22 protein-coding genes, 1 tRNA gene and 1 pseudogene are annotated in these 24,979 nt (G+C 70.2%); 13 read left to right on the forward strand and 11 right to left on the reverse strand.

What is annotated here, in order from left to right:
• Nucleotides 1-20: 20 nt before the first annotated feature.
• Nucleotides 21-1,064 (forward strand): LLM class flavin-dependent oxidoreductase, encoded by a 1,044-nt coding sequence (locus HUN58_RS13725; RefSeq protein ID WP_180224948.1) that lies wholly within the window; start codon nt 21-23, stop codon nt 1,062-1,064.
• 148 nt (nt 1,065-1,212) lie between these two features.
• Here the strand turns inward: HUN58_RS13725 and HUN58_RS13730 are convergent, their stop codons facing one another.
• From HUN58_RS13730 to HUN58_RS13750, 5 genes are all read right to left on the reverse strand, one after another.
• Nucleotides 1,213-1,845, reverse strand: coding sequence for a response regulator transcription factor (locus tag HUN58_RS13730; RefSeq protein WP_141862214.1), 633 nt, complete (start codon nt 1,843-1,845; stop codon nt 1,213-1,215).
• A complete protein-coding gene (locus tag HUN58_RS13735; protein ID WP_180224949.1) occupies nt 1,842-2,870 on the reverse strand; it encodes a sensor histidine kinase in 1,029 nt (342 codons plus the stop codon). Before HUN58_RS13735 ends, HUN58_RS13730 begins: the two co-directional genes overlap by 4 nt.
• A gap of 180 nt (nt 2,871-3,050) precedes the next feature.
• A tRNA-Pro gene (locus HUN58_RS13740) sits at nt 3,051-3,124 on the reverse strand.
• Between the two features lie 104 nt (nt 3,125-3,228).
• Nucleotides 3,229-4,185, reverse strand: coding sequence for a metallophosphoesterase (locus HUN58_RS13745; RefSeq protein ID WP_180224950.1), 957 nt, complete (start codon nt 4,183-4,185; stop codon nt 3,229-3,231).
• Nucleotides 4,182-6,737: a transglycosylase domain-containing protein gene (locus HUN58_RS13750; RefSeq protein WP_141862208.1), complete on the reverse strand. Its 2,556-nt coding sequence runs from the start codon at nt 6,735-6,737 to the stop codon at nt 4,182-4,184. The genes HUN58_RS13745 and HUN58_RS13750 overlap by 4 nt, the downstream gene beginning before the upstream one ends.
• A gap of 50 nt (nt 6,738-6,787) precedes the next feature.
• On the opposite strand from HUN58_RS13750, the gene HUN58_RS13755 reads away from it, so the two are divergent.
• Both HUN58_RS13755 and HUN58_RS13760 read left to right on the forward strand, forming a co-directional pair.
• Entirely contained in the window at nt 6,788-6,946 is a 159-nt protein-coding gene (locus tag HUN58_RS13755) for a DUF4177 domain-containing protein (protein ID WP_111227112.1), read from the forward strand.
• The gene (locus HUN58_RS13760) at nt 6,943-7,404 is read left to right on the forward strand and encodes a RidA family protein (RefSeq protein ID WP_180224951.1); all 462 of its coding nucleotides are present in this window, start codon (nt 6,943-6,945) and stop codon (nt 7,402-7,404) included. Before HUN58_RS13755 ends, HUN58_RS13760 begins: the two co-directional genes overlap by 4 nt.
• A gap of 85 nt (nt 7,405-7,489) precedes the next feature.
• On the opposite strand, the gene acs is transcribed toward HUN58_RS13760, so the two are convergent.
• Entirely contained in the window at nt 7,490-9,442 is a 1,953-nt protein-coding gene (acs, locus tag HUN58_RS13765; RefSeq protein ID WP_180224952.1) for an acetate--CoA ligase, read from the reverse strand.
• Between the two features lie 657 nt (nt 9,443-10,099).
• Here acs and HUN58_RS13770 point away from each other — a divergent pair.
• On the forward strand, nt 10,100-10,384 hold the full coding sequence (locus HUN58_RS13770; RefSeq protein WP_180224953.1) for a hypothetical protein: 285 nt from the start codon (nt 10,100-10,102) through the stop codon (nt 10,382-10,384).
• Between the two features lie 54 nt (nt 10,385-10,438).
• Here HUN58_RS13770 and HUN58_RS13775 read toward each other — a convergent pair whose 3' ends face one another.
• Entirely contained in the window at nt 10,439-11,497 is a 1,059-nt protein-coding gene (locus HUN58_RS13775; RefSeq protein WP_180224954.1) for a hypothetical protein, read from the reverse strand.
• The gene (locus tag HUN58_RS13780) at nt 11,494-11,946 is read right to left on the reverse strand and encodes a hypothetical protein (protein ID WP_208745540.1); all 453 of its coding nucleotides are present in this window, start codon (nt 11,944-11,946) and stop codon (nt 11,494-11,496) included. Before HUN58_RS13780 ends, HUN58_RS13775 begins: the two co-directional genes overlap by 4 nt.
• A 577-nt stretch (nt 11,947-12,523) precedes the next feature.
• On the opposite strand from HUN58_RS13780, the gene HUN58_RS13785 reads away from it, so the two are divergent.
• The gene (locus HUN58_RS13785) at nt 12,524-12,718 is read left to right on the forward strand and encodes a hypothetical protein (protein WP_180224956.1); all 195 of its coding nucleotides are present in this window, start codon (nt 12,524-12,526) and stop codon (nt 12,716-12,718) included.
• A 92-nt stretch (nt 12,719-12,810) separates the two neighbouring features.
• On the opposite strand, the gene HUN58_RS13790 is transcribed toward HUN58_RS13785, so the two are convergent.
• Together HUN58_RS13790 and HUN58_RS13800 are read right to left on the reverse strand one after the other, a co-directional pair.
• Complete coding sequence (locus tag HUN58_RS13790) at nt 12,811-14,145, reverse strand: AAA family ATPase (RefSeq protein WP_180224957.1); 1,335 nt, start codon at nt 14,143-14,145, stop codon at nt 12,811-12,813.
• A 411-nt stretch (nt 14,146-14,556) separates the two neighbouring features.
• Nucleotides 14,557-14,817: a hypothetical protein gene (locus tag HUN58_RS13800; RefSeq protein WP_180224958.1), complete on the reverse strand. Its 261-nt coding sequence runs from the start codon at nt 14,815-14,817 to the stop codon at nt 14,557-14,559.
• A gap of 524 nt (nt 14,818-15,341) precedes the next feature.
• On the opposite strand from HUN58_RS13800, the gene HUN58_RS13805 reads away from it, so the two are divergent.
• Both HUN58_RS13805 and HUN58_RS13810 read left to right on the forward strand, forming a co-directional pair.
• The gene (locus HUN58_RS13805; RefSeq protein ID WP_180224959.1) at nt 15,342-16,103 is read left to right on the forward strand and encodes a DUF5343 domain-containing protein; all 762 of its coding nucleotides are present in this window, start codon (nt 15,342-15,344) and stop codon (nt 16,101-16,103) included.
• 163 nt (nt 16,104-16,266) lie between these two features.
• A complete protein-coding gene (locus HUN58_RS13810) occupies nt 16,267-17,148 on the forward strand; it encodes a hypothetical protein (RefSeq protein ID WP_180224960.1) in 882 nt (293 codons plus the stop codon).
• A 48-nt stretch (nt 17,149-17,196) separates the two neighbouring features.
• On the opposite strand, the gene HUN58_RS13815 is transcribed toward HUN58_RS13810, so the two are convergent.
• Nucleotides 17,197-18,684 carry a recombinase family protein gene (locus HUN58_RS13815; RefSeq protein ID WP_180224961.1) on the reverse strand — a complete coding sequence of 496 codons (1,488 nt, stop codon included), beginning with the start codon at nt 18,682-18,684 and terminating at the stop codon, nt 17,197-17,199.
• A 35-nt stretch (nt 18,685-18,719) separates the two neighbouring features.
• Here HUN58_RS13815 and HUN58_RS13820 point away from each other — a divergent pair.
• The 6 genes and pseudogenes from HUN58_RS13820 to tmk all read left to right on the forward strand — a co-directional run.
• Nucleotides 18,720-19,457 (forward strand): annotated as a pseudogene (locus HUN58_RS13820) (CpaF family protein); the annotation flags it as partial.
• The gene (locus HUN58_RS13825; protein ID WP_208745542.1) at nt 19,454-20,401 is read left to right on the forward strand and encodes a type II secretion system F family protein; all 948 of its coding nucleotides are present in this window, start codon (nt 19,454-19,456) and stop codon (nt 20,399-20,401) included. The pseudogene HUN58_RS13820 and the gene HUN58_RS13825, both read left to right, overlap by 4 nt.
• Nucleotides 20,402-20,500: 99 nt before the next feature.
• Nucleotides 20,501-20,707, forward strand: coding sequence for a DUF4244 domain-containing protein (locus tag HUN58_RS13830; RefSeq protein WP_058741674.1), 207 nt, complete (start codon nt 20,501-20,503; stop codon nt 20,705-20,707).
• A 10-nt stretch (nt 20,708-20,717) separates the two neighbouring features.
• Complete coding sequence (locus HUN58_RS13835; protein ID WP_114849657.1) at nt 20,718-21,023, forward strand: hypothetical protein; 306 nt, start codon at nt 20,718-20,720, stop codon at nt 21,021-21,023.
• The gene (gene topA / locus HUN58_RS13840; RefSeq protein ID WP_180224963.1) at nt 21,020-24,283 is read left to right on the forward strand and encodes a type I DNA topoisomerase; all 3,264 of its coding nucleotides are present in this window, start codon (nt 21,020-21,022) and stop codon (nt 24,281-24,283) included. Before HUN58_RS13835 ends, topA begins: the two co-directional genes overlap by 4 nt.
• Nucleotides 24,280-24,954: a dTMP kinase gene (tmk, locus tag HUN58_RS13845; RefSeq protein ID WP_114849655.1), complete on the forward strand. Its 675-nt coding sequence runs from the start codon at nt 24,280-24,282 to the stop codon at nt 24,952-24,954. Before topA ends, tmk begins: the two co-directional genes overlap by 4 nt.
• Nucleotides 24,955-24,979: the final 25 nt, after the last annotated feature.

A 24,979-nucleotide genomic window follows, 5' to 3' on the forward strand; every position in this document is an offset into this window, starting at 1 on the left:
CGGCGACCGTTGGTGCCCACATGAGCGACGCCACCGTGCACCTGTCCGTCCTGGACCTGGCCACCCGCGAGTACGGCCAGACGAACACCGAGGCCCTGCAGGGCACGATCGACACGGCGGTGCACGCCGAACGGCTGGGCTACGAGCGGATCTGGGTCGCCGAGCACCACGGCATGCCGGGCATCACCTCGTCGGCGCCCGCGGTGCTGCTGAGCGCCGTCGGCGCCGCTACCTCGCGGATCCGGATCGGCTCCGGTGGCGTGATGCTGCCGAACCACGCGCCGCTCGTCGTCGCCGAGCAGTTCGGCACGCTGCGAGCGCTGTACGGCGACCGGGTCGACCTCGGCATCGGCCGGGCGCCGGGCACCGACGGTGCGACCGCGATGGCGCTGCGCCGCACGGACCGTCTCGACGTCGACGACTTCCCGCAGCAGCTCGCCGACCTGATCGGCTTCTTCACGGGGATGGACGCCGAGAACCCGCTGTCGCGCATCCGCGCGGTTCCCGGGTACGGGGACGTGCCGGAGTTCTGGCTGCTCGGATCCTCCGGCTACAGCGCCCAGGTGGCGGGGGCGCTCGGCGTCTCGTTCGCCTTCGCGCACCACTTCGCGTCGGACAACACCGAGGCGGCGCTCGCGCTGTACCGCGACTCGTTCCGACCCTCGCGCTTCCGGCAGACGCCGAACGCGCTGATCGGCGTGCAGGTCGTCACCGACGAGGACCCCGCGGTCGTCGAGGAGCAGAGCGCGCCGGGGATGATCTCGTTCATCCGGATGCGGCAGGGCGCCAAGCCCGAGCCGGTCTCGATGGACGAGGCCCGCGCGTACGCGTTCTCCGACCTCGAGCGGCGGTTCATCGCGGCCCGCACGGAGCGTCAGGCGTACGGGTCGCGTGAGCATGTCGCGGCGAAGCTCAACGAGCTCGTGGCGTCCACGGGGGCGGACGGCGTGATCGTGGCGCCGGGGGCCGCCCAGGCGCGGTACCGGCACCAGGCACTCGAGGTCGTCGCGTCGCTGCAGGCCGAGGGACGGCTCGTGCCCGCCGGGGTGGCTGCGGCGCGGTAGCCGGGGCTGCGGCTGTGGTGCCGCTGCGGCTGTTGCGGTGCCGCTGCTGCGGTGTTGGCGGCCACTCTTCGCGCCCAGCGACACCTCACGCGCTCGCGATGCCGTGGGATGTCGCTGGGCGCGAACGATCGCTGGCTGGCTGTCCCGCTCAGGCCAGCAGGCCGAGGCGGTTCGCGGTGGCGATCGCACCGACGCGGGTGCCGACGTCGAGCTTCCGGAACACGTTGTAGACGTGGCGCTTCACCGTGCCGACCGCCAGGCCCAGCTCCGACGCGATCTCGGCGTTCGACCGAGCGGCGGCGACGAGCCGCAGGACCTCGAGTTCGCGGTCGCTCAGGGGCGTGCCCGCCCGTGCCTCGGTGACGAGGTCGATCGGGAAGGTCACCGGCGCGGCGTCGGTGCTCGTCGCCCGGACGATGCGGTCGACGAGCTCGCGGCTCGGGGTGTCCTTGGTGACGAAGTCCACGGCACCGGCGTCGAGGAGCGCCCGGCGCAGCACCGCGTCCCGGTGCATGGTCAGCACGACCACCCGGACGTGCGGGTGCCGCCGACGCACCGTCGCGATGGTCGTCCGTGCCGGTGGCCCGTCGAGCTCCACGTCCAGGAGCAGCACGTCGATCGCCGCGACCTCGGGGGAGTCCAGCACATCGGACGGCCGTTCGCCGTGCGCGACGACGCGGATGGTCGGTACCGCGGACAGGATCGTGGCGAGTCCCTCGCGGAACAGCCGGTGGTCGTCGACGATCGCGACGTGCGTGATGCCCGGCCGCTGCCCGGTCACAGCGACCCCATGGGGACGACGAGCCGAACGGTGGTCCCGGTGCCCGGGGCGCTCTCGACGTCGAGTCGTGCCCCGAGGACGCCCGCGCGCTCGCGCATGGTGTGCTGCCCGAGCCGGCCCTCCGCCGCGGTCCCCGGCGTGAACCCGGGTCCGTCGTCCCGCACGGTCACCACGACCGTCGTGTCGGACCAGGCGAACGTCACCGTCCCCGTCGATCCCGGGGCGTGCTTGCGCCGGTTCGTGAGGGCCTCGAGCAGGATCGTCAGGGTCTCCTCGGCCTTCCAGTTCGGCAGGGCACCGGGCACGCCCGTCGTGGTGATCGTCAGCCGGTCGTCGCCGGGGAACAGGTCGTCGACGTGCCGTCGCAGGGCGTCGTCGAGGCGGTCGTCGCCGACCCGGGCGTGCAGCGAGACCGCGAGGTCCTGGACGTCCCCGAGCGCGGTCCGGAGCAGCCGTCCGGCCGCCTCGAGCTGCGCGGTGCGCTCGGAGGTCGGGGGATCGGTCAGCAGGACCAGGTCGAGCCGCTGCAGCCCCGCGAGGACGCCGTGGGCGACCCGGTCGTGCAGGTCCCGGGCGATCTGGGTGCGGGAGTCGAGGTTGGTCGTCGTGACGCGCTGCCGCAGCGCCTCGGTGTACGCGATCGCCCCCGCCGGGAACCGGCTCCAGACGCCCGCGTGCAGGGCCCGGGTGGCGCGGAGGACCTCGTCGGTGGTGCTCGCACGGACCTCGGCGACGAAGACCGGCAGGTAGGCGTCGAAGAGCATCTCCGCGGCGAGCATGGCGCCGGCCGGGTGCTGGGCGTGCTCGGCGTGCAGCGCACCGGTGGCGAGGTGCTCCGGGTCGAGGTAGCGGTCGCTGACGATGCTCGCGGTGCCGTCGCCCGCGGCGTACCGAGCGTGCGCTTCGGTGATCATCGAGGTCACGTTCTCGAGCAGGCTCTGCGCCAGCACGGGGTCGTCGGCGAGCTCCGGGAACCGGGACCCGATCTCGGTGAGGACGGCGGCGAGCTGCGGAGGGATCGTCATGACGCCTGTGAGCGTAGCGGGGCCCCGGGGTGGGGAGCGTGCCGCGGGCCGGTCCTGTACCCACGGACACACGCCGTCGGGGACCGAGCACGGGGCCAGAAAGAGCAGAAGGCCAGACAGAGCAAGAGGCCCTGGTTCCTTCGAACCAGGGCCTCTTGCGGTTACTGTCTCAACACAGTGTCGGGGTGACAGGATTTGAACCTGCGACCTCCTCGTCCCGAACGAGGCGCGCTACCAAGCTGCGCCACACCCCGCGGTGTGATCACTCCGTTCCCGGAGCAACCCCAGAAGTCTATCCGATGTTCGGGGGTGCTCACGACCATCGGCGAGACGCCCGGGCGAGTCGCTGTCGCAGGGGTCAGTCGGTGCGTGCCGTGAGGGTCACGACGACGGCCTCGGGGCGGCAGGCGAAGCGGACGGGCGCGTAGATCGACGTCCCGATGCCCGCGGAGACCTCGAGCCACGACCAGTGCGCGCGGTGCTGCCACTTGTGCAGGCCGCTCACGTACCGCCGCGGCAGGTCGGAGTTCGTGACGAGGGCGCCGATGCCGGGGACCTGCACCTGCCCGCCGTGGGTGTGCCCGGCGAAGACGATGTCCGCGCCCTGGTCGACGAAGGCGTCGAGCACGCGGCGGTACGGCGCGTGCGTGATCCCGATCGCGACGGGGGAGGGGCCGTCCTCGTCCTCGGTCCACGGGACGTCGCTGCGCATCTCGTCGACGTTCGTCGGCAGCAGGTCGAGCCGGTCCCAGCCCCGGTGCGCGTCCGACGTGCCGAACAGCTCGAAGCGTGACCCGCGGAGCTCGATCGCGTGCGCCTGGTCGTTCACGTCGAGCCAGCCGAGCGACTCGAAGAAGGCCGTCTGCCGGTCGATGTCGAGCGACACCGGCCGACGGTCGGCGTGCATGCGGCTCGGACCGCCGAAGTACTTCAGCGGGTTGCGGGGCGACGGTCCGTAGAAGTCGTTCGACCCGTGCGCGAAGGCACCCGGGACGCCGCGGAACGGCTCGAGCGCGTACTCCACCGCGCTGTTCGCCGTCGCGTGCCCGAGATTGTCGCCGGTGTTCACGACGAAGTCAGGCTCGACGAGCGACAGGTCGCGCAGCCACTGCTGCTTGTCGGCCTGCCACGGTGCCATGTGGATGTCGGAGAGGTGCAGCACCGTCACGTCGCGGGATCCGGGCGCGAGCACCGGCACGGTCTCCCACCGGATGCCGAAGCGGCGACGCTCGACGAGGGAACCCCACGCCGCCGTCGCCGCTCCGATGGTCGCACCCGCGGCGATGACGCCCAGCGCGGCGCGACCGCGACTCACTTGCAGTCCTTCGGCGCCTTGCCGTCCTTGTCCCCGAAGAGCTGGAGCGTCAGCGCCGTGCTCTTCGCGGTGGCGGTCCCGGCACCCGGGTCGACCGCGGCCACGGTGCACTCCTTGCCGCCCTTCGCGTACTGGTCGGAGACGTTCACCGAGCCGAAGCCGGCGTCGCCGAGCGTGCTCCGGGCGTCCTGCAGGCTCTTGCCCGCGACCTCCGGCACGGTCGACTGCGAGCCGTCCGTCGTGTACACGGTCACCGAGGAGCCGGTGGAGAGCAGGGAACCGGCGCCCGGCGAGGTCGAGGAGACCGTGCCCGCCGTGCCGGCACCCGGCTGCGCGCCACCGTCGACGTACGTGAACCCGGCGGACGACAGGATCGAACGGGCCTCGTCGGCGGTCTTGCCCGACACGTCCGGGACGGCGACGCTGTTGCCGCGGAGGGCGGTCTGCGACGGGGTCGGGAACGGGTCGGCCGGGTGCTTGGCGTTGATCGGGATCATCGCCTGCTGCCACACGTGCGCACGCTGCGAAGCGTAGGAGCCCCACCCGGCGCCGGGCAGGTAGTGGCGGAGGTTGTTCTTGCCACCGTCCGTGTTGCCCTGCCAGTACGCCGTCGCGACCTTCGAGCTCGCACCGACGAGCCAGATCTGGTCGGCGTCGTCCGTGGTGCCCGTCTTCGCGAACAGCTGCGTGCCGTCCGGGGTCTGCGCGCCCACGGCCGTACCGGACGCGATCGTCCCGCGCATGGCGAAGGCCGCGGTCGCGGCGACGCTCGGGTCGAGCACCTGCTTGCACTGCTTCGGCTGGCCGCCGAGCGACTTGCCCTCGGCGTTCGTGATGTTGTCGATCGCGATCGGGGAGCAGTACGTGCCGTTGTTCGCGATGGTCGCGTAGGCGGACGCCATGGTGAGCGGCGCGATGTTGTTCGTGCCGAGGATCGACGACGGGTATGCGTTCAGCTCGGTCTTCTCGTCGGCGGAGTGCACGCCGAGGTCCTGCGCGGTCTGGCGGATGTCGCACAGGTCGAGCTTCGCGGCCATGGACGCGAACGCCGCGTTCACCGACAGCGCGGTGGCACGGGCGACCGTGAAGTTGCCGTTCTCACCCGCGGAGTCGTTCTTCGGCGCCCAGTTCGACGTGATGGTCGAGCCGCACTGCGTCCACCGCGACGTGTTGTGCGGCGTGCCGTTGACGCTCTCGTTCAGCCCGTGCCCGGCCTTCAGCCAGTCGAGGAGCGTGAACACCTTGTAGGTCGAGCCGACCTGGAAGCCGATCGACCCGCCGTACTCCTTGTCGACCGAGTAGTTGATCGACGTCGCCGTGGGCGGGGTCTGCAGGGACTGGTCGTAGTCCTTGTTCTGCGCCATCGTCAGGATGCGCCCGGTCGACGCCTCGACGGAGTTGAGGGCACCACCGAGGCTGAAGCGGCTCTCGGTGTTCGGGTCGAACGTGTTGAGCAGGTCCTTCTGCTGACCGTTCAGGTCGAGGTCGAGGGTGGTCTGCACGGTGTAGCCGCCGTTGCGCCAGGCGGTCGCGCGCTCCTTCTCGGTCGCGCCGAGCTGGGACATCTGCTTGACGACCTTGACCGCGTAGTCGCAGAAGAACTGCGAGCCGTTGCCGGCCGCCGACTGGCAACCCTGGTTCGGCTCCGTCAGGTGCACGTAGTCCGCGGGCTTCGAGGCGATGGCCGCGTCGAACTGCTCCTTGGTCAGGTGCTTCTGCGCGTACATGGACTTGAGGATGACGTCGCGACGGGCGACGTTCGCGTCGTAGTACTTGGGGTCGGACAGGTTGCGCGAGTTCGGCGACTGCACGATCGCGAGGATCGAGGCGGCCTCCTGCGGGGTCAGGTCCGTGGCGTTCTTGTTGAAGTAGTGCTGCGCGGCGGCCTGCACGCCGTACGTCTGGTCGCCGAAGTAGGCGATGTTGAGGTACCCGGTCAGGATCTCCTTGTGCGAGTACTTCTTCGCCAGGCCGATGGCGAGCTTCATCTCCTCGAGCTTGCGGGGGATGGTCTGCTCGACGGCGTCGTTGTAGGCCTTCTCGCGCTCCTCCGGGGTGGGGAGCTCGAGCGCCTGCTGCATCTTGATGTTGCGCACCAGCTGCATGGTCAGCGTCGACCCACCGCCGGACTCGCCGAGGCCGCCGGCGAGGGACCCCACGCCCGCACGCACCAGGGACGTCATGTCGACACCGCCGTGGTCGTAGAAGCGCTTGTCCTCGCCGTCGATCGCCGCGTTCTTCAGCTGGTCGCTGATCTGGTCGAACTGCAGCTCCTGGCGGTTCTGGTCGTAGACCGTCGCCAGGTGCACCGGCTGCCCGTTCGAGTACGCCAGGACCTCGTTGCGCTGCGGCAGGTCACCGATCTCGATGTACTCCGGCAGCGACTCGAAGACGCCGATCGTCGAGGTCGTCGTGACGCCGGCGACCGCGATCGCCGGGGTGACGCCGATCGTGACCAGCAGGCCGGCGAGCGCGCTGAAGCCGACGAAACCGACGAAGGCGCCGATCGCGGAGACGGGCTTGGTCCGCGAGGCAGACTTCTGGGCAGACATAGGATGCAGCCTAAACGACGCCCACGACTGAAAGGCTGGCAAGGAACCGCATGACTCGCTGGGAGTACTTCACCACGCCGTTGATGATCCACAACACCGCCGCCATCCTCAACGCCCACGGCGACGAGGGCTGGGAGCTGGTCCAGGTCGTCACCGGACCCGAGGGCGGACTGGTCGCCTACCTGAAGCGCCCGAAGGCCGACGCGTGAGCGTCGCGGACCGCCTCGCCGAGCTCGGGCTGACGATCCCCGCGGTCGCGGCGCCGGTCGCCGCCTACGTGCCCGCGGTCGTCACCGGCCGGTACGTGTACACCGCGGGACAGCTCCCCTTCGTCGACGGCGCACTGCCCGTCACGGGCAAGGTCGGGACGTCGGTCGACCCCGAGACCGCCCCCGCGCAGGCGCGCGTGGCCGCGTTGAACGCGCTCGCGGCCGTCCAGTCCGTCGCCGGGTCCCTCGAGCGGGTGGCCCGGGTCGTCAAGGTGACGGTCTTCGTCGCCTCGGACCCGTCCTTCACCGGTCAGCCCGCCGTCGCCAACGGCGCGTCGACCCTGGTCGGCGAGGTCTTCGGGGACGCCGGCGTCCACGCGCGGAGCGCGGTGGGCGTCGCGGTGCTGCCGCTGGACGCGCCGGTCGAGGTCGAGCTGGTCGTCGAGCTGACGGACTGAACCACCCGCGCACCGCAGCCGGTGCGCCCACGTGAGCGGGGCCTCCAGTCAGGACGGACTGGAGGCCCCGCTCACGTTCCGTGCGCTACATCAGTGCCGCGATGGTCGCCATGATCGTCGGGTCGGCGAGCGTCGTCGTGTCGCCGATGCGGCGGCCCTCGGCCGCGTCGCGGAGGAGGCGGCGCATGATCTTGCCGGAGCGGGTCTTCGGGAGCTCCGGGACCACGACCACCTGGCGCGGCTTCGCGATCGCCCCGATGCGCTTGCCGACCCAGTCACGGAGTTCCTTCGCGACCGCGTCGCGGTCGACGCCCTCGGCCGCCTCGGCGGTGAGGATCACGAACGCGACCACGGCCTGACCGGTCGTCTCGTCGGCGGCGCCGACGACTGCGGCCTCGGCGACGCCCTCGTGCCCGACGAGTGCCGACTCGATCTCCGCGGTGGACAGGCGGTGACCGGAGACGTTCATGACGTCGTCGACGCGGCCCTGCACCCAGATGTCGCCCTGGCCGTCGAGCCGCGCCCCGTCGCCCGCGAAGTAGCGGCCGGGGAAGCGTGACCAGTAGGTCTCGACGAAGCGGTCCGGGTCGCCCCAGATGCCTCGGGCCATCGACGGCCACGGGTCGGTGATCGTGAGGTAGCCGCTGCCGCCGGGCGCGACACGCTGGCCGTCCTCGTCGACGATCTCCGCGGTGATGCCGGGGAGCGGGGTCTGGGCGGCGCCGGGCTTGAGCTTCGTGACCCCCGGGAGCGCGGAGATCATGATCGCGCCGGTCTCGGTCTGCCACCACGTGTCGACGATGGGTGTGCGGTCGTGGCCGATCACCTGGCGGTACCACTGCCACGCCTCGGGGTTGATCGGCTCGCCGACGCTCCCGAGCAGGCGGAGGGACGCCAGGCTGCGCGCCTCGGGGATCTGGCGTCCGGCCTTCATCGCGGCGCGGACCGCGGTGGGGGCGGTGTACAGGACCGTCACGCCGTACGAGTCGACGATGTCCCACCAGCGGCCGGGCTTCGGCTCGTCCGGGGTGCCCTCGTACAGGACCTGGGTGACGCCGTTGGCCAGGGGGCCGTAGACGACGTAGGAGTGCCCGGTGATCCAGCCGATGTCGGCCGTGCACCAGTAGACGTCCTTCTCCGGGTGCATGTCGAACACGTTGCGGTGCGTGTACGCCGCCTGCGTCAGGTAGCCACCTGACGTGTGCACGATGCCCTTCGGCTTCCCCGTCGTGCCGGACGTGTAGAGGATGAACAGGGGCGTCTCGGCGGGGAAGGCCTGCGGTTCGTGCTCGGCGGCGGCCTTCGCGATCTCGTCGTGCCACCACAGGTCGCGGTCGGTCCAGCCGACCTCGTTGCCCCCGCGCTTCACGACCAGCACGTGCTCGACGGTGTCCGTGCCGTCGCCGGCCAGGGCCTCGTCGACCGCGGGCTTGAGCGGCGAGACCGCTCCGCGCCGCCAGCCGCCGTCCGCGGTGACGACGAGCTTCGCGCCGGCGTCCTCGATGCGGGCGCGGAGGCTCTCGGCGCTGAACCCGCCGAACACCACCGAGTGCACGGCACCGATGCGCGCGACGGCGAGCATCGTGACCACGGCCTCGGGGATGAGGGGCATGTAGACGACGACGCGGTCGCCCTGCTCGACGCCCAGGTCGGTGAGCATGTTCGCGGCGCGCTGCACCTCGGCGGTGAGCTCGGCGTAGGTGATCCGGCGGGTGTCGCCGGGGGCGCCCTCGAAGTGGATCGCCACGCGGTCGCCGTTGCCCGCGCGGACGTGGCGGTCCAGGCAGTTCTCCGCGACGTTGAGCGTGCCGTCGTCGAACCACTTGGCGAACGGCGCGCCCGACCAGTCGAGCGTCCGGGTGAACGGTGTCCGCCAGTCGAGCAGGTTCCGCGCCTGGTCCGCCCAGAACGCCTCGCGGTCGGCGGCGGCGGCCTCGTGCAGGTCCTCGTGCGCGACGGCGTCGGCGACGAAGTCGGCGGGGGGAGCGAAGGTCGGGCCGTCCTCGTGGCGTTCGTCGGCCTGGGTCGGAGTGGACATCGGTGTCCTTTCGCGTCGTTGCGGCAGGGGTGCTCGGTCGTCGGTTGCTGGTGCGGTCGGCGCCGGGTGGCGGTCGTCGGTCGCGGGTGCGGTCGGCGCCGGGTGGCGGTCGTCGGTTGCTGTGCGGTCGGCGGTCGAGTGGGTGCAGACGGAGACTACCGCCGGGCGCGGACCGGAGGGTCGTCGTGACACGAGCCGGATCACGACCGGGGGTTGCCGAGCAGGCTCGTTCATGGGGTACAGTGGTTCCTACCGGGCTTGTTCCCGGTGGCACCGGTTCGGATTCCCCCCAATCCACCGATGTCCGGCGGCACCAGTTCCCCCCAACCGGTGCCGCCTCTTCTTTTTCCCCGACGGGTGTCGCGCATCCGTCCGGCGGCCCGTCGGGTGATCCCCGATCTGGTGCCGAACCGTGGACAGACCTGTCCATAGCGGCGCGACGCGCGTTCAATCGGTGTCGAGGCCCCGGGACCTCTCGTGAGACGGGTCAGGGCGGCTCGGTGCGGTGTTGCGCCACCCCTGGACTCGCGGCACTGAACGGGGTACGGCTTTGTAGTTCGGGGTACAAAAGAGTCCGCTGGCCGGGATCGGCTCTGTTGTCCACAGAGCCGTTCGTCCGCGCGGCGAACCACGGATGGTCGCCCTACCGTCCCCGTCATGCACCGACACCGAGCCGCGACCGATCCCTTCCTGCCGCACGTCGACCGGCCGGCGCACCGGCGTCGGGTGGACGCCGGTGTCTTCGAGGAGCTCGCCGCCCTCGTGGTCGACGCGGACACGACCGACGTCCTGGTCGTCGGCGGACGTGACACGTGGGTCGACCGGGGGCGCGGACTCGAACGGGTCCCGCCGGCCCTGCCCGAGCGGCGCGTGCGGGCGCTGGCGACCGAGCTCGTCGCACTCGGCGACCGGCACGTCGACGAGTCAAAACCAACTTTTTGACAGATTTCTGACCTGGGAGTTTCACTTTTTCGCCTGGCGGAGAGGTGCTCCTGCCTAGCGAGCTCCGATCGCGCTCCGCAGCCCTTCGGCAAGCTCCCCCAGACCGGATACGTGCGCCCAGGGTGTCACGTTCGGAGGAGTGCCGGCAGGCAGGGCGCACCAGGCGCGGAGGTGGCTCACCTGCACCGTCGTTCGGCCGAACTCTGCGACTTTGTCCTCGGCAAGCTCCGGGGGAGCGATCTCGAGGAACGCGAAGAGCGCCTTCTCCATCCCGGTCGGTCCGATCCCCGGGCCTACGGACGCGACAGCACGGGCGCACGTCGGGCAGAGGTAGCCGTAGATGTCGTGGGGGAGACGCTGGCCGCCCAGTAGCCCAGGGTCAGCCCCACGAAGCGGCCCCCAGACGAACGACGCCTGGTTTCGCATCGCAGTGGCCGTCCCGACTCCACAGAGCAGGCAGCCGCGAAGCGCGGTGCGGAACTCGTTCCCCTCGGGTGGCGGAACCATCCGCGGGCCGTCCGTGAGGTCAGCCAACATCTCGCCGTAGGCGTCTCGGAACCGGTCGACGAGTTCTTCGGAGAGATGGCGCCAGCGGGTCCGAGTGGGCTGTGTCGCGTCGTGCCGGATGACCGGCGTCAACAGCGACGACCACCGAGCCGCGCCTCCGAGGGGGCGGAAGTGTGCCATCGCGACTCTGACGCTCTTCTGCCCTCCCTTCACGATCGATCGCCAGTTCATGCCGATTACGTCGGGCACGAGCAGCATGGCCTCGAAGGCGAGCGTCGCGTACCAGCGGTCACCGAGCGAGCGCGAGAGCGACGGGTACTCGTCCACCAGGTTGGCCGCCGCCCTGTTACGTGCTCGGCATCGCGAGCACTGCGACAGCTGGATCTCGAACGGCAGGATCTCCTCAGTACGGATCACGGGTTCGGATGAGCGGACAGGAAGCACTCGCTCCCGCTCCGTCGCCGTCACGGTCTCGATGGGTCCCTCTCCGGCGGCGACGAGCACGCCGCAGTCCCGGCATGGCAGTCCCGGCTCGGTGTCAGGGCTGGTCGTGCTCCCGGTGGTCAGGAATCGCTTCCACTCGTCCGGCGTGAGGCTCGGGCTCATCGGCGCTTCCGATCGATCGTCGGGCGCTGCACCCGGCTGTCTCGTACGCGCTGAGCGAGAGCGTCGGCGCGGCGCTGGATTGCCAAGTCAGCGGCGGCGTCCGGCTTCTTGACCCGCTGCGTCGGTGCCACTTCAAACCGGGTGGGCTCGATGATCGACGCGAAAGCGTCGGGGTGCTCGGGCTTTCCGTGGCCGTGCGAATGCTTCCCGCAGTTGCACGCGAAGGTCTGCGACACGTTGCCACGCTCCTCCACACGGATCCCGTAGCGGTACCGCTTCGGAGCGGGGGCGATCGCATCGACGACGGCAAAGGTTCGCTCCCGCGCTCGCCGGTTGTGCTCCCGCTCCACGTCGACCTCGAGGCCCTGCTCGGTGTCCTTCTCGGCTCGCTGTGCGGCCATCACGTCTGCGTGGGTGATCTGAACGAACCGAGGCTGCTGGGGGATCATCGGGCGCTCCGAACGGGGTGGCGGTTGGGGTGGCGGCGGTCCGGCTCGGTCCTCGTCTCGGGCAGCGCGAGAGGCGGGCTCGGAACCCCGCGCGGCACCTGGGGCGGGACCGACAGAGCCAGGCCCTTCTCGTAGCGGTACCGGCAGAAGCCGTTGACGCTGGGCAGGCAGTACACGCTCGGTGCGGCAGCGCACTGCGGGCACGGAAGCGACAGCGCCTTCTCGATCCGCTGTCGACCGCGGGCGAGGCTGCCTTGCGTCCTCAGCGCATCCTGATGGGCGAGCGCATCGCGAGCGGACTCGGTCTTGGTAGGGGGCATGGATCGGCCTTCGATCTCAGGCCCGGCCCTACTGCCAGCGGCGTCCTTTGGCGTCGGAGAGGTCCCGGCGCTCTGTCCACACCGTACTACTGTTGCAGGCACGGTTTCGACCTATAGTAGTCAGTGATTGGTGACGTTCGCTCTGGGTGCCCGACTTCATGCGGAACGCGGCCGCACGCACCGTGCAAGTGGGAACGACCACGGTGCTCGGGTCGGGCTCCCTGACCGAGCGTCGACTTTCCGACGAAGGAGCAGCCATGAGCGAGCAGCAGAAGACCACCCAGACGATGACGGCACGCACCCAGACGTTCTCGTACCAGCCGTCTCGAACCGCCCTCGCAACGAGGTCGTGGACCGCCGTCCAGCGCATCACCGACCCGTCGGCGCATCGTGATGCGGTCAACCGGCACTTCGATCGCTTCGGACCCGCATTCGGCCGCTCCGGACGCTGAGCCGTAGCGAGTTTCGGGTTTCGGTTTCCTAGGGGAGTTCTTCGAACTCCACTCCCTAGGAACCGAATACCCGCAACTCGGCTGTTCGGAGCTCAGACGGATCCTGGGGTGACTAGGGACCAGACGAAACCCTGCCCCTTGCGATCCTTTCGGACCTCCCCGTTCTGTTCCATCTGCCGCAGAACCGCCGCGTGCTCGGTGTAGGCCTCTCCCGTGCCGCACACCGCCTTCGTGTAGGTGTCCTGCCGTGCCGCGCTGAGCGAGGCGATCTGGTCGCGGAGGTACTGACGCTTGTCGCCGGGAGTTGGCTGCGCCTCCCGGCCTCCGACTCGGACGGCTCCCGAGGGATCGAGCCGAAGCCGCCCGTCCTGACCGATCACGACCGGCGTGGGGTCGATTGCGGGCGCGTGGAGCCGCGGCACCGTGCGGAACCTGCGCGGCGCTCGTGGGTTCACGTAGGGCTCGTGCGCGTCGTACGTCCACAGCCCGTCCTGCCCGGCCATGGACTCGACGCCGTTCATCAGGTAGCCGTTCTTCATCCCCGTGTGACCGGTCGGGAGCCCGTTCGGCACGTCCACGGACTTCAACAGCCTGCGGAACTCCGAGTACCACCGCCCGTAGCGCGTCGTGTCGCTGTTGAGGATGGCCGTCACACCGTCGACGATCAGCGTGAGGGGAGGCCCTACCAATCGAGCAAGCCCCAGCAGCTCGAACTCCCAGCGGTCGTAGACGTCCTGCTTTGTGAGGTCGAACGTGTCTGCACCGCCCGCGGCTTCGAGGTGCACGACGAAGAGCATCGACCCCTCGCCGTCGTCGTTCGGGTCGCAGTAGAACGGGTAGGGGTGGCCCTCGGCGTCGTACTCGAGACCGGTCGCGAGCAGTGCCTCGTGCATGGCCGCCTCAGGGTTCTCGGCGTTCACGAGCACGATCGGGCGCGCTCGTTCTTCTGGCGTCACGTTCACCGGGTCGAAGTGGTCGAGGAACCTTCGGCCGGCGATCACGAGAGATGCGACGAGGTCGCTGACGAGTAGCGACTTCCCGACCTTCGGGGGCCCGCCGAGCATCGGCACGGAATGGTGGTGCCAGAGGCCGGGGATGTACGGCTGCACGGCGCCGCTGGGGCGGCTCGCGAAGGCGCTGGGTAGCCCGTCGTACGTTCGGAGGATCCTGGCGCGCTCGTAGTTCGTCTGCGCAGGGCTCAGCCGCTCCGCATCGCGCCAGAACGTGCCCTGAGCGAGGACCGTTCGCCGCTCGTCTGCGGCCTCGGGCACGAGCCCTCCCCAGTCGTGAGTCCAGCCGGTGCGGTCTGGTCTTCCGTCTGGGTCGTACACGATCCCCTCATGCTCGATCAGGAGATAGTGCGACCGCGTCGCAGTCTTGCCTCGGTACTCGAAGGTCGCGTACTGGTCGTACGTTTCGCGGTTCATCCGTCCAGTCGCTTCCTGAGGTTGTCGAGCGCGGCCCGCGCCTCGTCCTGGATGGCCTTCAATCGCTCAGGGCTGGTGATCGGCGCTGGCTTCGGCTCTCGAACGGTTCGTAAGCGTCGTGACCAGGACATAGAGCGGCATTGCACGGAGCAGAACTTGCCGCCCTTGACCCAGGGACGGAACCGGCGTCCGCACTCGTCGCAGTCCTTCGGGGAGCCCTTGCGGGATGGGCTGTTCGGGCTCTTGATCGGCGGCTGGCTGTTGCTCATCGGGTACCTCCCGAGGGGGCACCGAGCGTGAGCAGCGTGGCGATGCGCGCGACCTGGGCGTCGGTGAGAGGCGGGAGAGAGCGCGCACGAGCGCGGGCAGCCTCTCTCCGGTTCCGAGCGTCGAGCTCCGCGGCGAGGCCGGTCACTTCTCGTCCTCGGAGGTGGTGTCTCGGACGATAGGCAGAGGGACGATCTTCGCGTCCGCCCCGTAGCGTGAGCGGCGTCCGTCGCGCATGTGCGGGTTGTCCGGCAGGACGTGCTCGATCTCATCGATGTCGACGTAGATGCTGCCTTGGCCGTCGTCGTAGCCGTGGATGAAGCCTTTGCCGATCCAGTTCGCGATGGTTCGAGGGTGAACGTTGAAGTGACGGGCCGCAGGGACCTCTTTGACGTGGTGAGCCACGGGTGTTCTCCAAAGGGAGCGGCGCGCCTTCGGCGCGCTCTGCGATCACCTTCTGAGAGGGTCGTGCCTCTCGGAACCGGGTACTCGGTGGCCCGTCTCCCACTGCTCTCTCGCGCTCGTCCGTGGTGGATGTTGCTCGTCGGTTCGCGCGGCGTGTCCTCGTCCTCGGCTACCAGCAGCATCTCCCGAGGGGACGGAGCGAGTCTCCCCGCGTCCTGGTTCTATTTTCCCACGTTCACCGCGTGCCGCCAAGCGGAAGTTCGTCGTTTCCCGGCCCGCTCAGCGCCGATCTGGCCGAGTTTCCGGAGGCGCGCGCACCGAAGTTCGGACCGGCGCTGTTCAGCCCGTGAAACGCCGATCTTCCGCTTGCCCGCAGCTGTGCCGCGTCGACGAAGGAAAATCATGTACAACCCTTCGAGGGTGAGTACCGAACAAAGTTTCGAACGGCATGCCTAAAATGTAGTTGGCTGTACAGAGCCCGTTTCATGCTGTACGCTATCGATCAACCTCGGAAGGAGGCAACCGTGATCGAACCAGGTGGAATCGCGCCCTACGCGCCCTCGTCTGCGGTGATGCGGGTCATCACCGCCAAGCGGCGAGACCGATCGCTCTCCCACTTCGGTCCTGACGACCTCCTCGCACTCGGGATCCGAGAGAGTCTCGCGCCGCGCACCCTCCAGGCGCTGAAGCTCCTCGAACTGCTCAACGAGGAGGGGGAGACGACTGAGGTGTTCGAAGGCCTTGCGACGCCCTCGCGGGCCGACTTCTCTTCGAGGTTGGGATCGCTGCTCCGTCACGTCTACGCGCCGATTTTCGAGTTCATCGGATCGGATCGAACTACCCACGAAGAAGTGGCGGACGCGTTCCAGCAGTTCGGACCGCCGAGTCAGCGGCCTCGGATGGTGACACTGTTCATGAACCTGCTCCGGGAAGCGCGGATGACACCCTCGTCCGAGCCGCGGGCCCTCACCGCCGAAGCTGTCGTTCAGCTAGATGCGGCATCGGAGTCGCAGGCCCTGATCAGCCCAGCCGAAGTGCGGCAGGCAGGAGACTCTGAGTCTGCCCGACGCCGTCCTCGCCAGACCTTCGGTTCCTTCGTCGCGGCACCGCCTTCGGGTAGTCCTTCCCGGCATCGCCTGAAGCTGGCGTCGGGCGGCAGTGTCGACATCGGTCTCGACGTTGACCTCTTCAGTCTGTCGAAGGAGGATCGCGACTTCGTGATGGATCTGGTTGACCGCGTCACGAACTACAAGCCGAAGCGCACCGAGAGTGACTCGATGCGGTAGGCCAAAGACTTCTGGTCCGCCGCCGCTGGAACGACGGGGGACCAGGAACCGGCACGAGGGCGCGGTTGGTGACTGAGCAGTCCCCAGCAGTGTAGCGAATCTGAATTGCGGCGCAACCAGCGTCTCACGCTTCCCCTCGGGCCACCGAACAGGAAGCGAGATCATGAATCTCATCAGTCACTACTACGGAATCAAGGGGCCGCTGCCCTTCGTCGACGTCGACCTCGACGACGACAACCGGCTCTACGTGGACCCGCACGTCATCCGGCTCATGGGTTCGCCGCTGCCGTTCGCGACGAACGCGGTGAACTGCCTGGACACCTTCTTCGACGCCGTCACAAACCGGATCATCCTCGGGACGCGGATGGCGCTCGCGGAAGGTGAGGAACTCCTGCAGAAGTTCTCCGAGCCGCGGGAGACGCGCCTCGGGATGGCCAAGGTGGGGTTCCACGGGCACGGCGGTGCCGACAAGGTCGGCACGGACATCTGGAACGCTCTCCTCGGAGACGTCCGGGTGCTCATCACGGTGGGTGTCTTCAAGCAGATCGAACACATCCCCCTCTTCGTCGAAGGTGTCGACAACGACATCACGTCGGACCTCACGACGCGGATCATCTACGGCCCGCTGGCTGACTTCACGGCCGACATGATCGCGAAGTACCCGCAGTTCCGTTCGGTCGGGGAGGGCGTTCAGACGTTCACCCGGCAGGTCTGGGACCCGGCTACGTCGAAGTGGGACACCGCCAACGTGGAGCTGCCCGTCGTCAACGGCGAACCCCTCCTGCTCGTCCCGAGGGGATGGGCACGTGAGCGCATCCTGATGCGCGCGCGTCGGTTCTGGAGCACCATCGTCCTGTCCTACGCACAGTTCGAGACGATGGTGTACGCCAACGGGAAGCCGGTCAAGACGCCGAAGAAGGTTCTGAAGAAGCAGAAGGGCCTCGAGCCGGGTCGCGACACCAACATCCGTGTCACGAACCGTGCCCTGAAGTCTCAGCAGGACCTCGTGGACGCGTTCACCGCGTTCGTCGACGGCAAGTTCTAGTCAGAGTCAGTCAGCAGGGCGTCGCGAGTCTCGACGGCGCCCTGCTGACTAGCTTGCACGGGCGATCTGAAGCCGCTCCGCGCTCCACTTCGAGCCGCGCGAAAGAGCAGGGAGCACCGCAACCCGAAGCGTCGAAGCGAGAACAGCCCGCTGAACGTCGATCGGTGCGTCGAGGAACGCCTGACCGGGGTCGGGGGCTCGTAGCACGGAGGACGACGCGGACCGGCTGAGGCCCTTCGCGAGCCTCGCGTCCACCTTGGCGAGCTCCGCCTCGACCGTTGCCGTCGCCTTCGCGAGTTGCGGCCCCGTGATGTTCCCGAGCGCGTAGTCCGACTCGAACGCTTCGAGCCTCGCGGCCAGTGCCGAGCGCTGCTCGCGGTCAGCGGCAAGGTCGGGCGTTCCCGGACTCATCGCGGCGACGATCCGAGGGTCACGCACGAGTTCGGCGATCATGCCGCGCACGTACTCGTCCGTCTGCTTCTGGCCGATCGTGAGGTGTGCTGACTCGCTGCACCGGTACAAGTAGCGGCGTTGGTACTGCCGTGCGTAGGTGCCGCCGTGCGGCGTAGCACGCAGCGTGGCACCACAGGGGCGCTCCTGCCCGCTCTCGTCGACGATCGGCACCCCGCACCGGTAGATGCCTGACCCGAGCCACTTCGTCTCGTTAGAGGGCGTCGTGCGGCGCGAAGGGTCTGTCACGAGTGCCACAAGCGCGCGCCACTCGTCTTCGGAGACGATTGCGGGCCAAGAGGCGGGTCCCAGCACCTGGAACTCGTACGACTGCCCGGTCTTGCCGGGGAGACCTCGTGCCAGCAGGCCGGCGTTTCGAGGACGGATCAGCATGTCCCGCAGTGCGCCGTACTTCCACGTTGCAGACCGTCCAGAAGTCTGGACACCGCGCTCATTGAGTTCACGCGTCAGCGCGGCAAGGGTTCGTCCTGCGAGCACGCCCTTCGTGGCGTCCCGGATGATCTGGGCCTCGGACTCCCGAACGGTCACCCCGTCCTTCTCGAACCCGAACGGTCGGATGCCACCGCGGTACTTGCCGCTCGCGGCTGCCTGCTCCTTGGCGCGCTGAACTCGCTCGCGACTGTGGTCGACCTCGTGCTGAGCCGCGGCCCCGAGCATGCGCGCCACCATGCGTCCCGCAGGGGTAGCGAGGTCGTACGAGCCCGCCTGAACGGTTTGGATCTCGAGGCTGTGCGCTTCGGCCACGGTGATGAACTCCTCGAGTTCTGCAGCCCGGCGGTGGAGCCGGTCGGGGTGCCAGGCGACGATGCCCCGGACCTTCCCAGTCCTCACTGCTTCCAGCATCGCGCGGTACTCCGGACGCACCTTGCGACGGTCGTAGGCGCTGATGTCGTTGTCCACGAAGACTGCCACCACGTCCCACCCAAGGCGTTCCGCGAGAGCCCGGCAGTCCGCCTCCTGGCGGTCCACTCCGAGGCCTGCTCCGGCCTTGTCTCGGCTGATCCGGGCGTAAATTGCGGCCGGGAGCGCTTCGTCTGCGCTCCCGACCGGCTGCGGCTTCTCCATAGTGTCAATTTTACGGTTTCGACGAGAGCACACCGTGTGCGGACGTCCGGATCGGGGACGGCATCCGGGTGCACGTCGTGCTCGCGCCGGTCGCGGTCGACGGGACCGCGCTGTCCGTCCGCCTGCCGCGGCCCGGTCGTCCGACCCTCGCCGACCTCGAGGGCCTCGGCGCGTTCCGGACGGTGCCACGGTCGGTGATCGAGGACGCCGTCGCCGCGCGGCGGAACGTCCTGGTGACCGGCGCGACCGGCAGCGGCAAGACGACGATGCTCTCCGCGATGCTCGCCGCCGTCCCGCACACCGAGCGGATCGTGACCGTCGAGGACGTCGCCGAACTCCGCGTGGACCATCCCCACGTCGTCGCGCTCGAGGCACGTCAGGCGAACGCCGAGGGGGCCGGAGCGCTCGGCCTCGAACGGCTCGTCCGCGAGGCCCTGCGGATGCGTCCGGACCGCCTCGTGGTGGGGGAGTGCCGGGGCGCCGAGGTGTGCGAGCTCCTCGCCGCGCTGAACACGGGGCACGACGGTGGCGCCGGGACCCTGCACGCGAACGGTCTGGCGGACGTCGCAGCCCGGCTCGAGGCCCTCGGAGCGCTCGCCGGGCTCGGGGTCACCGCCGTCGCCCGGCAGGTCATCAGCGCGCTGGACCTCGTCGTGCACCTCGAGCGGCGGGCCGGGAAACGCATCGTCGCAGCGGTCGGCACGCTCGTCGTGGACGAGGGCGGTCGGCTCGCGACGCGACCGCTCCAGGGCACCGCACGCCGGCGACGATGACCGGTGACGGCTCGGACGGGTGGCAGGCCGGCGGCGGTGCGGCTGCGCGTCGGGTCGGAGGCGGCGCGCCCGGGCACAGGGTCGACGGCGCTGCGATCGCGCGTCGGATCGACCAGGTCGCGGTCCTGGTGGCTGCCGGCGTCCCACCGCCGCGCGCATGGACGCTGGTCGGCGGACTCCCCGACGGGGACGACCCGGCCTGGCAGGACGTGCGCACCGTCCTCGCGGTCGCCGAGCGCACCGGGGCGCCCGTGGCCGACGCGCTCCGGGCGCTCGCCGCGGCGATGCGTCGGACGGCAGCCTCGGACCGGGCGGTCCGGGTGGCGCTCGCGGGGCCGCGGACGAGTGCCCGGGTGGTGCTGACGCTGCCGGTGTTCGGCCTCGCGCTCGCGTCGGCGTGGGGAGCCGGAGCGGTCGAGGTGCTCGTCACCGGTCCGGTCGGCTGGTGCTGCACGGTGTCGGCCGGGCTCCTCGTCCTGGTCGGTCGACGGTGGAGTGCCGGCCTCGTCCGCCGAGCGACGCCGGACGGCCGGGTCGCGGGGGTCCTGCTCGACGCCTGGGCGGTCGCGGTGTCCGGCGGAGGGTCGTGGGCGGCGGCCGCCACGACGGTGCGGGAGGTCCTCGCCGAGCAGGGCGGTGGTGCCCTGGCTCCGGCTTCGGCTCCGGCTCCGGCTCCGTCTCCGGCGGAGGCGGCGACCGAGCGCCGGCTCCGGGAGGTCCTGTCCCTCAGCCGTCGTGCCGGTGTGCCCGCGGCGGGGCTCCTCCGTGCCGCGGCCGAGGACGTGCGCGACGACGCGGCTGCCGCCGCGCTCGCCGAGGCCGAACGGCTCGGCGTGCGACTCGTCCTGCCCCTGGGGGTGTGCGTGCTCCCGGCGTTCGTGCTGGTCGCCGTCGTGCCGGTCGTCGTCGGTGTCCTCTCCTCCACCGTCGGGGGTCCGGGCTGACGCATCCACAGACCGCATGGTCCGCCCGTCCCGCGGCCGCCGCGGTCGCGAGGCTGGTCCCACGACGAGCGAGATGCCTCACAGAGAAAGGGGAACGACATGACCGACACCACGAGGGGCCACCGCGGCCACCGCCGCACGAGGCGCCGGCTGCGGCTCCGCGCCGACGACGGGTCCGCCACGGCCGAGTACGCGGTCGTCATCCTGGCCGCGGTGGCCTTCGCCGGCGTGCTCGTGGCCGTGATGCGGTCGGGCGAGGTCCAGCAGATCCTGACCGACCTCGTCCGCGGTGCGCTCACCTCGTGACGGCGGGAGCGTGACCGTGGAGTTCGCCGTGGCACTGCCCGCCGTGGTCCTCGTGCTCGTGACGCTGGCGGCCGGGGTCGTCCTGGTCGACCGCGTCGGGAGCATGCAGGCCGCGGCGGGCGCCGCCGCACGGGCGCTCGGGCGGGGCGACCAGGCCGCGGCCGACCGGCTGGTGCGCGAGGGGGCGCCGGGCACGGTCGCGACCGTCCGGCACGCCGACGGCACGGTGTGCGTCGACCTGGTGGGGCGGACGGGCGGCCCGCTGTCCGCCGTCCCGCTGACCGCGACGGGGTGCGCGGCGGAGGCGGGTCGGTGAGCGGGCACCGGGGAGGTCCGGTGCTCCGGTCGGACCGCGGTTCGGCGACGATCCTGCTGGTCGGGGTCGTCGCCCTCGTCCTGCTCGTCGGCTCGGTGGCGCTCGGCGCCGCGCGCGACCGGGTCCTGTCGACTCGTGCGGCGGCCACGGCGGACTCGGCGGCGATCGCCGCTGCCGCGGCCGCCGTCGGGCTCGTGGCCGGTGCGCCGTGCGCCGCTGCCGGTCGGGTCGCCAGCGCGAACGACGCGCGGCTCACCGACTGTCGGACGGCGGGCTCCGTCGCCCGGGTCGGCGTCACGGTCGGTTCCGGAGCGTTCGCCGTGGGCGCGCTCGCGGTGGCCGGTCCGCCCACCGGGACGTGCCGACAGTGTGTGTATGGTGTGCACGTCGGCCCCCGGTCACCGTCGTCCCGGTCGTCCATGGTCCCCGTGCGGGACGGAGCCGGCGTGCACCATCGATCAAGGAGTCACGTGCCAGGCACGAAGAAGCTCGTGATCGTCGAGAGCCCCGCGAAGGCGAAGACGATCGCGCAATACCTCGGTGACGGATACGAAGTCCAGGCGTCAGTCGGACACATCCGCGACCTCGTCGAGCCCAAGAACCTGCCGGCCGAGCTGAAGAAGGGGTCGCTCGGCAAGTTCTCCGTCGACGTCGACAACGGCTTCGAGCCCTACTACGTGGTCTCCGACGCGAAGAAGAAGACGGTGACCGAGCTCAAGCGGGCGCTCAAGGACGCCGACGAGCTCTACCTCGCAACTGATGAGGACCGCGAGGGCGAGGCCATCGCGTGGCACCTCCTGCAGGTGCTCAAGCCCAAGGTGCCCGTGAAGCGCATGGTGTTCCACGAGATCACGAAGGAGGCCATCCAGCGCGCGCAGGAGGCCACCCGCGAACTCGACACCGCGCTCGTCGACGCCCAGGAGACCCGTCGCATCCTCGACCGGCTCTACGGGTACGAGGTCTCGCCGGTGCTCTGGCGCAAGGTCGGACCCGGGCTGTCCGCCGGGCGCGTGCAGTCCGCCGCGACCCGTCTCGTCGTGGACCGGGAGCGCGAGCGCCTGGCGTTCGTCTCGGCGAACTACTGGGACCTGACGGCGCGCTTCGAGAAGGTCGGCGACACCGCCTTCACCGCCCGGCTCGCTCGTCTCCAGGGCGCCCGCGTGGCCTCCGGTCGCGACTTCGACGACCGCGGTGCGCTCAAGGGCGAGGCCGTCCGGCTGGACGAGGCGTCCGCCGCTGCCCTGACCCGTGTGCTCGAGCAGGCCGGCGACGCCGTCGTCCGCAGCGTCGACTCGAAGCCGTACACGCGCCGTCCGGCTGCGCCGTTCACCACCTCGACGCTCCAGCAGGAGGCCGCGCGGAAGCTCCGCTTCTCGGCCCGGCAGACGATGAGCGTCGCGCAGGGTCTGTACGAGAACGGCCACATCACCTACATGCGAACGGACTCGTCGTCCCTGTCGCAGCAGGCGATCACGGCCGCCCGCAAGCAGGCGTCGTCACTGTACGGTCCGGAGACCGTCCCGGACAAGCCGCGCAGCTACGCCGGCAAGAGCAAGAACGCGCAAGAGGCGCACGAGGCCATCCGGCCTGCGGGCGACACCTTCAAGACCCCGTCCGAGATGGAGGGGGTGCTGCGCGGCAACGACTGGAAGCTCTACGACCTCATCTGGAAGCGCACGGTCGCGTCGCAGATGGCGGACGCCAAGGGCTCGACCGCGTCGGTCGTCCTCGGGATCACGTCGACCGAGCCCGTCACGGGCCTGGCGTCGACGGCGAACGGCACGGACGCGGAGTTCACCGCGTCCGGCACCGTGATCACCTTCCGCGGCTTCCTCAACGCGTACGAGGAAGGTCGCGACGAGGAGCGCCACGGCGGTGCCGACGGCGCGGACGCGAAGCTCCCGCAGATGGCCGAGGGGGACCACCTCGGCGTCAGCGAGGTCGACGCCAAGGGCCACGACACCTCGGCCCCGCCGCGGTACACCGAGGCGAGCCTGGTGAAGACGCTCGAGGAGCTCGGCATCGGTCGACCCTCGACGTACGCCGCGATCATCTCGACGATCATGGACCGCGGCTACGTGACCCAGCGCGGCAGCGCACTCGTGCCGAACTGGATCGCGTTCAGCGTGGTCCGGCTGCTCGAGGACCACTTCGCCGACCTGGTGCAGTACGACTTCACCGCCGGGATGGAAGAGGACCTCGACCGCATCGCCAGCGGCGACGAGGACCGGGTCGACTGGCTCAAGGAGTTCTACTTCGGCGGCGGCGACCAGCGTGGTCTGCGCACGGTCATCGACAACCTCGGCGAGATCGACGCGCGGGACATCAACTCGGTCGAGCTCGCGCCGGGGCTCACGCTCCGCATCGGTCGGTACGGCCCCTACATCGAGGTGCCGGGCGAGGACCCCGAGAAGCCTCGACGCGTGAACGTCCCCGAGGACCTGGCGCCGGACGAGCTCACCGCCGAGAAGGCACAGGAGCTCGTCGACGCCCCGGTCGTCGGCGACCGCGTCGTGGGCATCAACCCGGAGTCCGGGAAGGAGGTCCTGGCGAAGGACGGTCGGTTCGGCCCCTACGTCACCGAGCGGACCCCCGAGCCCGAGCCCACCGTGGACCCCGCGACCGGCGAGGTGACGGAGCCTGCCCCGGCCGAGGCCGCAGCAGCGACGACGACCGCAGCGGCGACGACCGCGACGAAGGCGCCGGCGAAGAAGACCACGAAGAAGGCCGCCGCGCCGAAGGAGCGCACCGCGTCGCTCTTCAAGTCGATGGACCCGCAGACCGTCGACCTGGAGACCGCGCTGAAGCTCCTCGACCTGCCCCGCGTCGTCGGGAAGGACCCGGAGTCCGGCGAGGACATCACGGCGCAGAACGGCCGCTACGGTCCGTACATCAAGAAGGGCACGGACACCCGGACCCTGCCGAGCGAGGACGCGATCTTCGAGGTCGACCTGCCCGGCGCGCTCGAGCTGTTCGCCCAGCCGAAGTACGGCGGCCGTCGGACCGCGAGCGCCGCGCTCAAGGAGTTCGAGGCGGACCCGGTGTCCGGCAAGCCGATCAAGGTGAAGGACGGTCGCTTCGGTCCGTACGTCACCGACGGTGAGACGAACGCCACGATCCCGCGCGGCGAGGACGTCGAGTCCGTCGACCACGCCCGCGCCGTCCAGCTCCTGGCCGACAAGCGTGCCAAGGGTCCGGTCAAGAAGAAGGCCCCGGCGCGGAAGGCCGCTCCGAAGAAGGCCGCCCCGAAGAAGCAGTGACCGACGGAACAGCGCCGCTCGCAGCAGCGGACGGATCGCCGGCGCGCGGGTGGTTCATCACGCTCGAAGGAGGGGACGGTGTCGGCAAGACGACACAGGCCGCCCTGCTGACGGCGTGGCTCGAGGCGCGCGGCCGCACGGTCGTCCGGACCCGTGAGCCCGGGGGCACCGACCTCGGGCAGCGGATCCGCGAGATCGTCCTGCACGAACGCGGCCACGTCGCCCCGCGCGCCGAGGCCCTGCTCTACGCGGCCGACCGGGCGCACCACGTCGAGACCGTGGTGCGCCCCGCCGTCGCGCGCGGCGACGTCGTGCTGCAGGACCGCTACATCGACTCGTCGGTGGCGTACCAGGGCGTCGCGCGCGGCCTCGGCGCCGACCACATCCGGTCGGTGTCGGACTGGGCCGCCGACGGGCTCGTCCCGGACCTGACCGTCCTGCTCGACCTCGACGTCACGGTCGGCCGTTCGCGGGTGGCAGCGGCCCGGGGCGACACGTTCGACCGGCTCGAGTCTGAGGCCGAGGCGTTCCACGAGTCGGTCCGGCAGGCGTTCCTCGCCATGGCGACGGCCGAGCCGGACCGGTTCCTGGTCGTCGACGCCGCCGAGGACCCCGTTGCGGTGCAGCAGCGCATCCGTGCGGCCGTCGCTGCCCTGGTGCCCGCGGCGTGACGGTGGCTGCTGACAGGATGACCAC

Source organism: Curtobacterium sp. Csp1 (assembly GCF_013347185.1).

Excerpts from the sequence above, each read along its gene's own strand:
- HUN58_RS13725 (WP_180224948.1), top strand. The coding sequence starts at position 21 with ATGAGCGACGCCACCGTGCACCTGTCCGTCCTGGACCTGGCCACCCGC.
- HUN58_RS13735 (WP_180224949.1), bottom strand. The coding sequence starts at position 2,870 with ATGACGATCCCTCCGCAGCTCGCCGCCGTCCTCACCGAGATCGGGTCC.
- HUN58_RS13750 (WP_141862208.1), bottom strand. The coding sequence starts at position 6,737 with ATGTCTGCCCAGAAGTCTGCCTCGCGGACCAAGCCCGTCTCCGCGATC.
- HUN58_RS13755 (WP_111227112.1), top strand. The coding sequence starts at position 6,788 with ATGACTCGCTGGGAGTACTTCACCACGCCGTTGATGATCCACAACACC.
- acs (WP_180224952.1), bottom strand. The coding sequence starts at position 9,442 with ATGTCCACTCCGACCCAGGCCGACGAACGCCACGAGGACGGCCCGACC.
- HUN58_RS13770 (WP_180224953.1), top strand. The coding sequence starts at position 10,100 with ATGCACCGACACCGAGCCGCGACCGATCCCTTCCTGCCGCACGTCGAC.
- HUN58_RS13775 (WP_180224954.1), bottom strand. The coding sequence starts at position 11,497 with ATGAGCCCGAGCCTCACGCCGGACGAGTGGAAGCGATTCCTGACCACC.
- HUN58_RS13780 (WP_208745540.1), bottom strand. The coding sequence starts at position 11,946 with ATGATCCCCCAGCAGCCTCGGTTCGTTCAGATCACCCACGCAGACGTG.
- HUN58_RS13785 (WP_180224956.1), top strand. The coding sequence starts at position 12,524 with ATGAGCGAGCAGCAGAAGACCACCCAGACGATGACGGCACGCACCCAG.
- HUN58_RS13790 (WP_180224957.1), bottom strand. The coding sequence starts at position 14,145 with ATGAACCGCGAAACGTACGACCAGTACGCGACCTTCGAGTACCGAGGC.
- HUN58_RS13810 (WP_180224960.1), top strand. The coding sequence starts at position 16,267 with ATGAATCTCATCAGTCACTACTACGGAATCAAGGGGCCGCTGCCCTTC.
- HUN58_RS13815 (WP_180224961.1), bottom strand. The coding sequence starts at position 18,684 with ATGGAGAAGCCGCAGCCGGTCGGGAGCGCAGACGAAGCGCTCCCGGCC.
- HUN58_RS13825 (WP_208745542.1), top strand. The coding sequence starts at position 19,454 with ATGACCGGTGACGGCTCGGACGGGTGGCAGGCCGGCGGCGGTGCGGCT.
- HUN58_RS13830 (WP_058741674.1), top strand. The coding sequence starts at position 20,501 with ATGACCGACACCACGAGGGGCCACCGCGGCCACCGCCGCACGAGGCGC.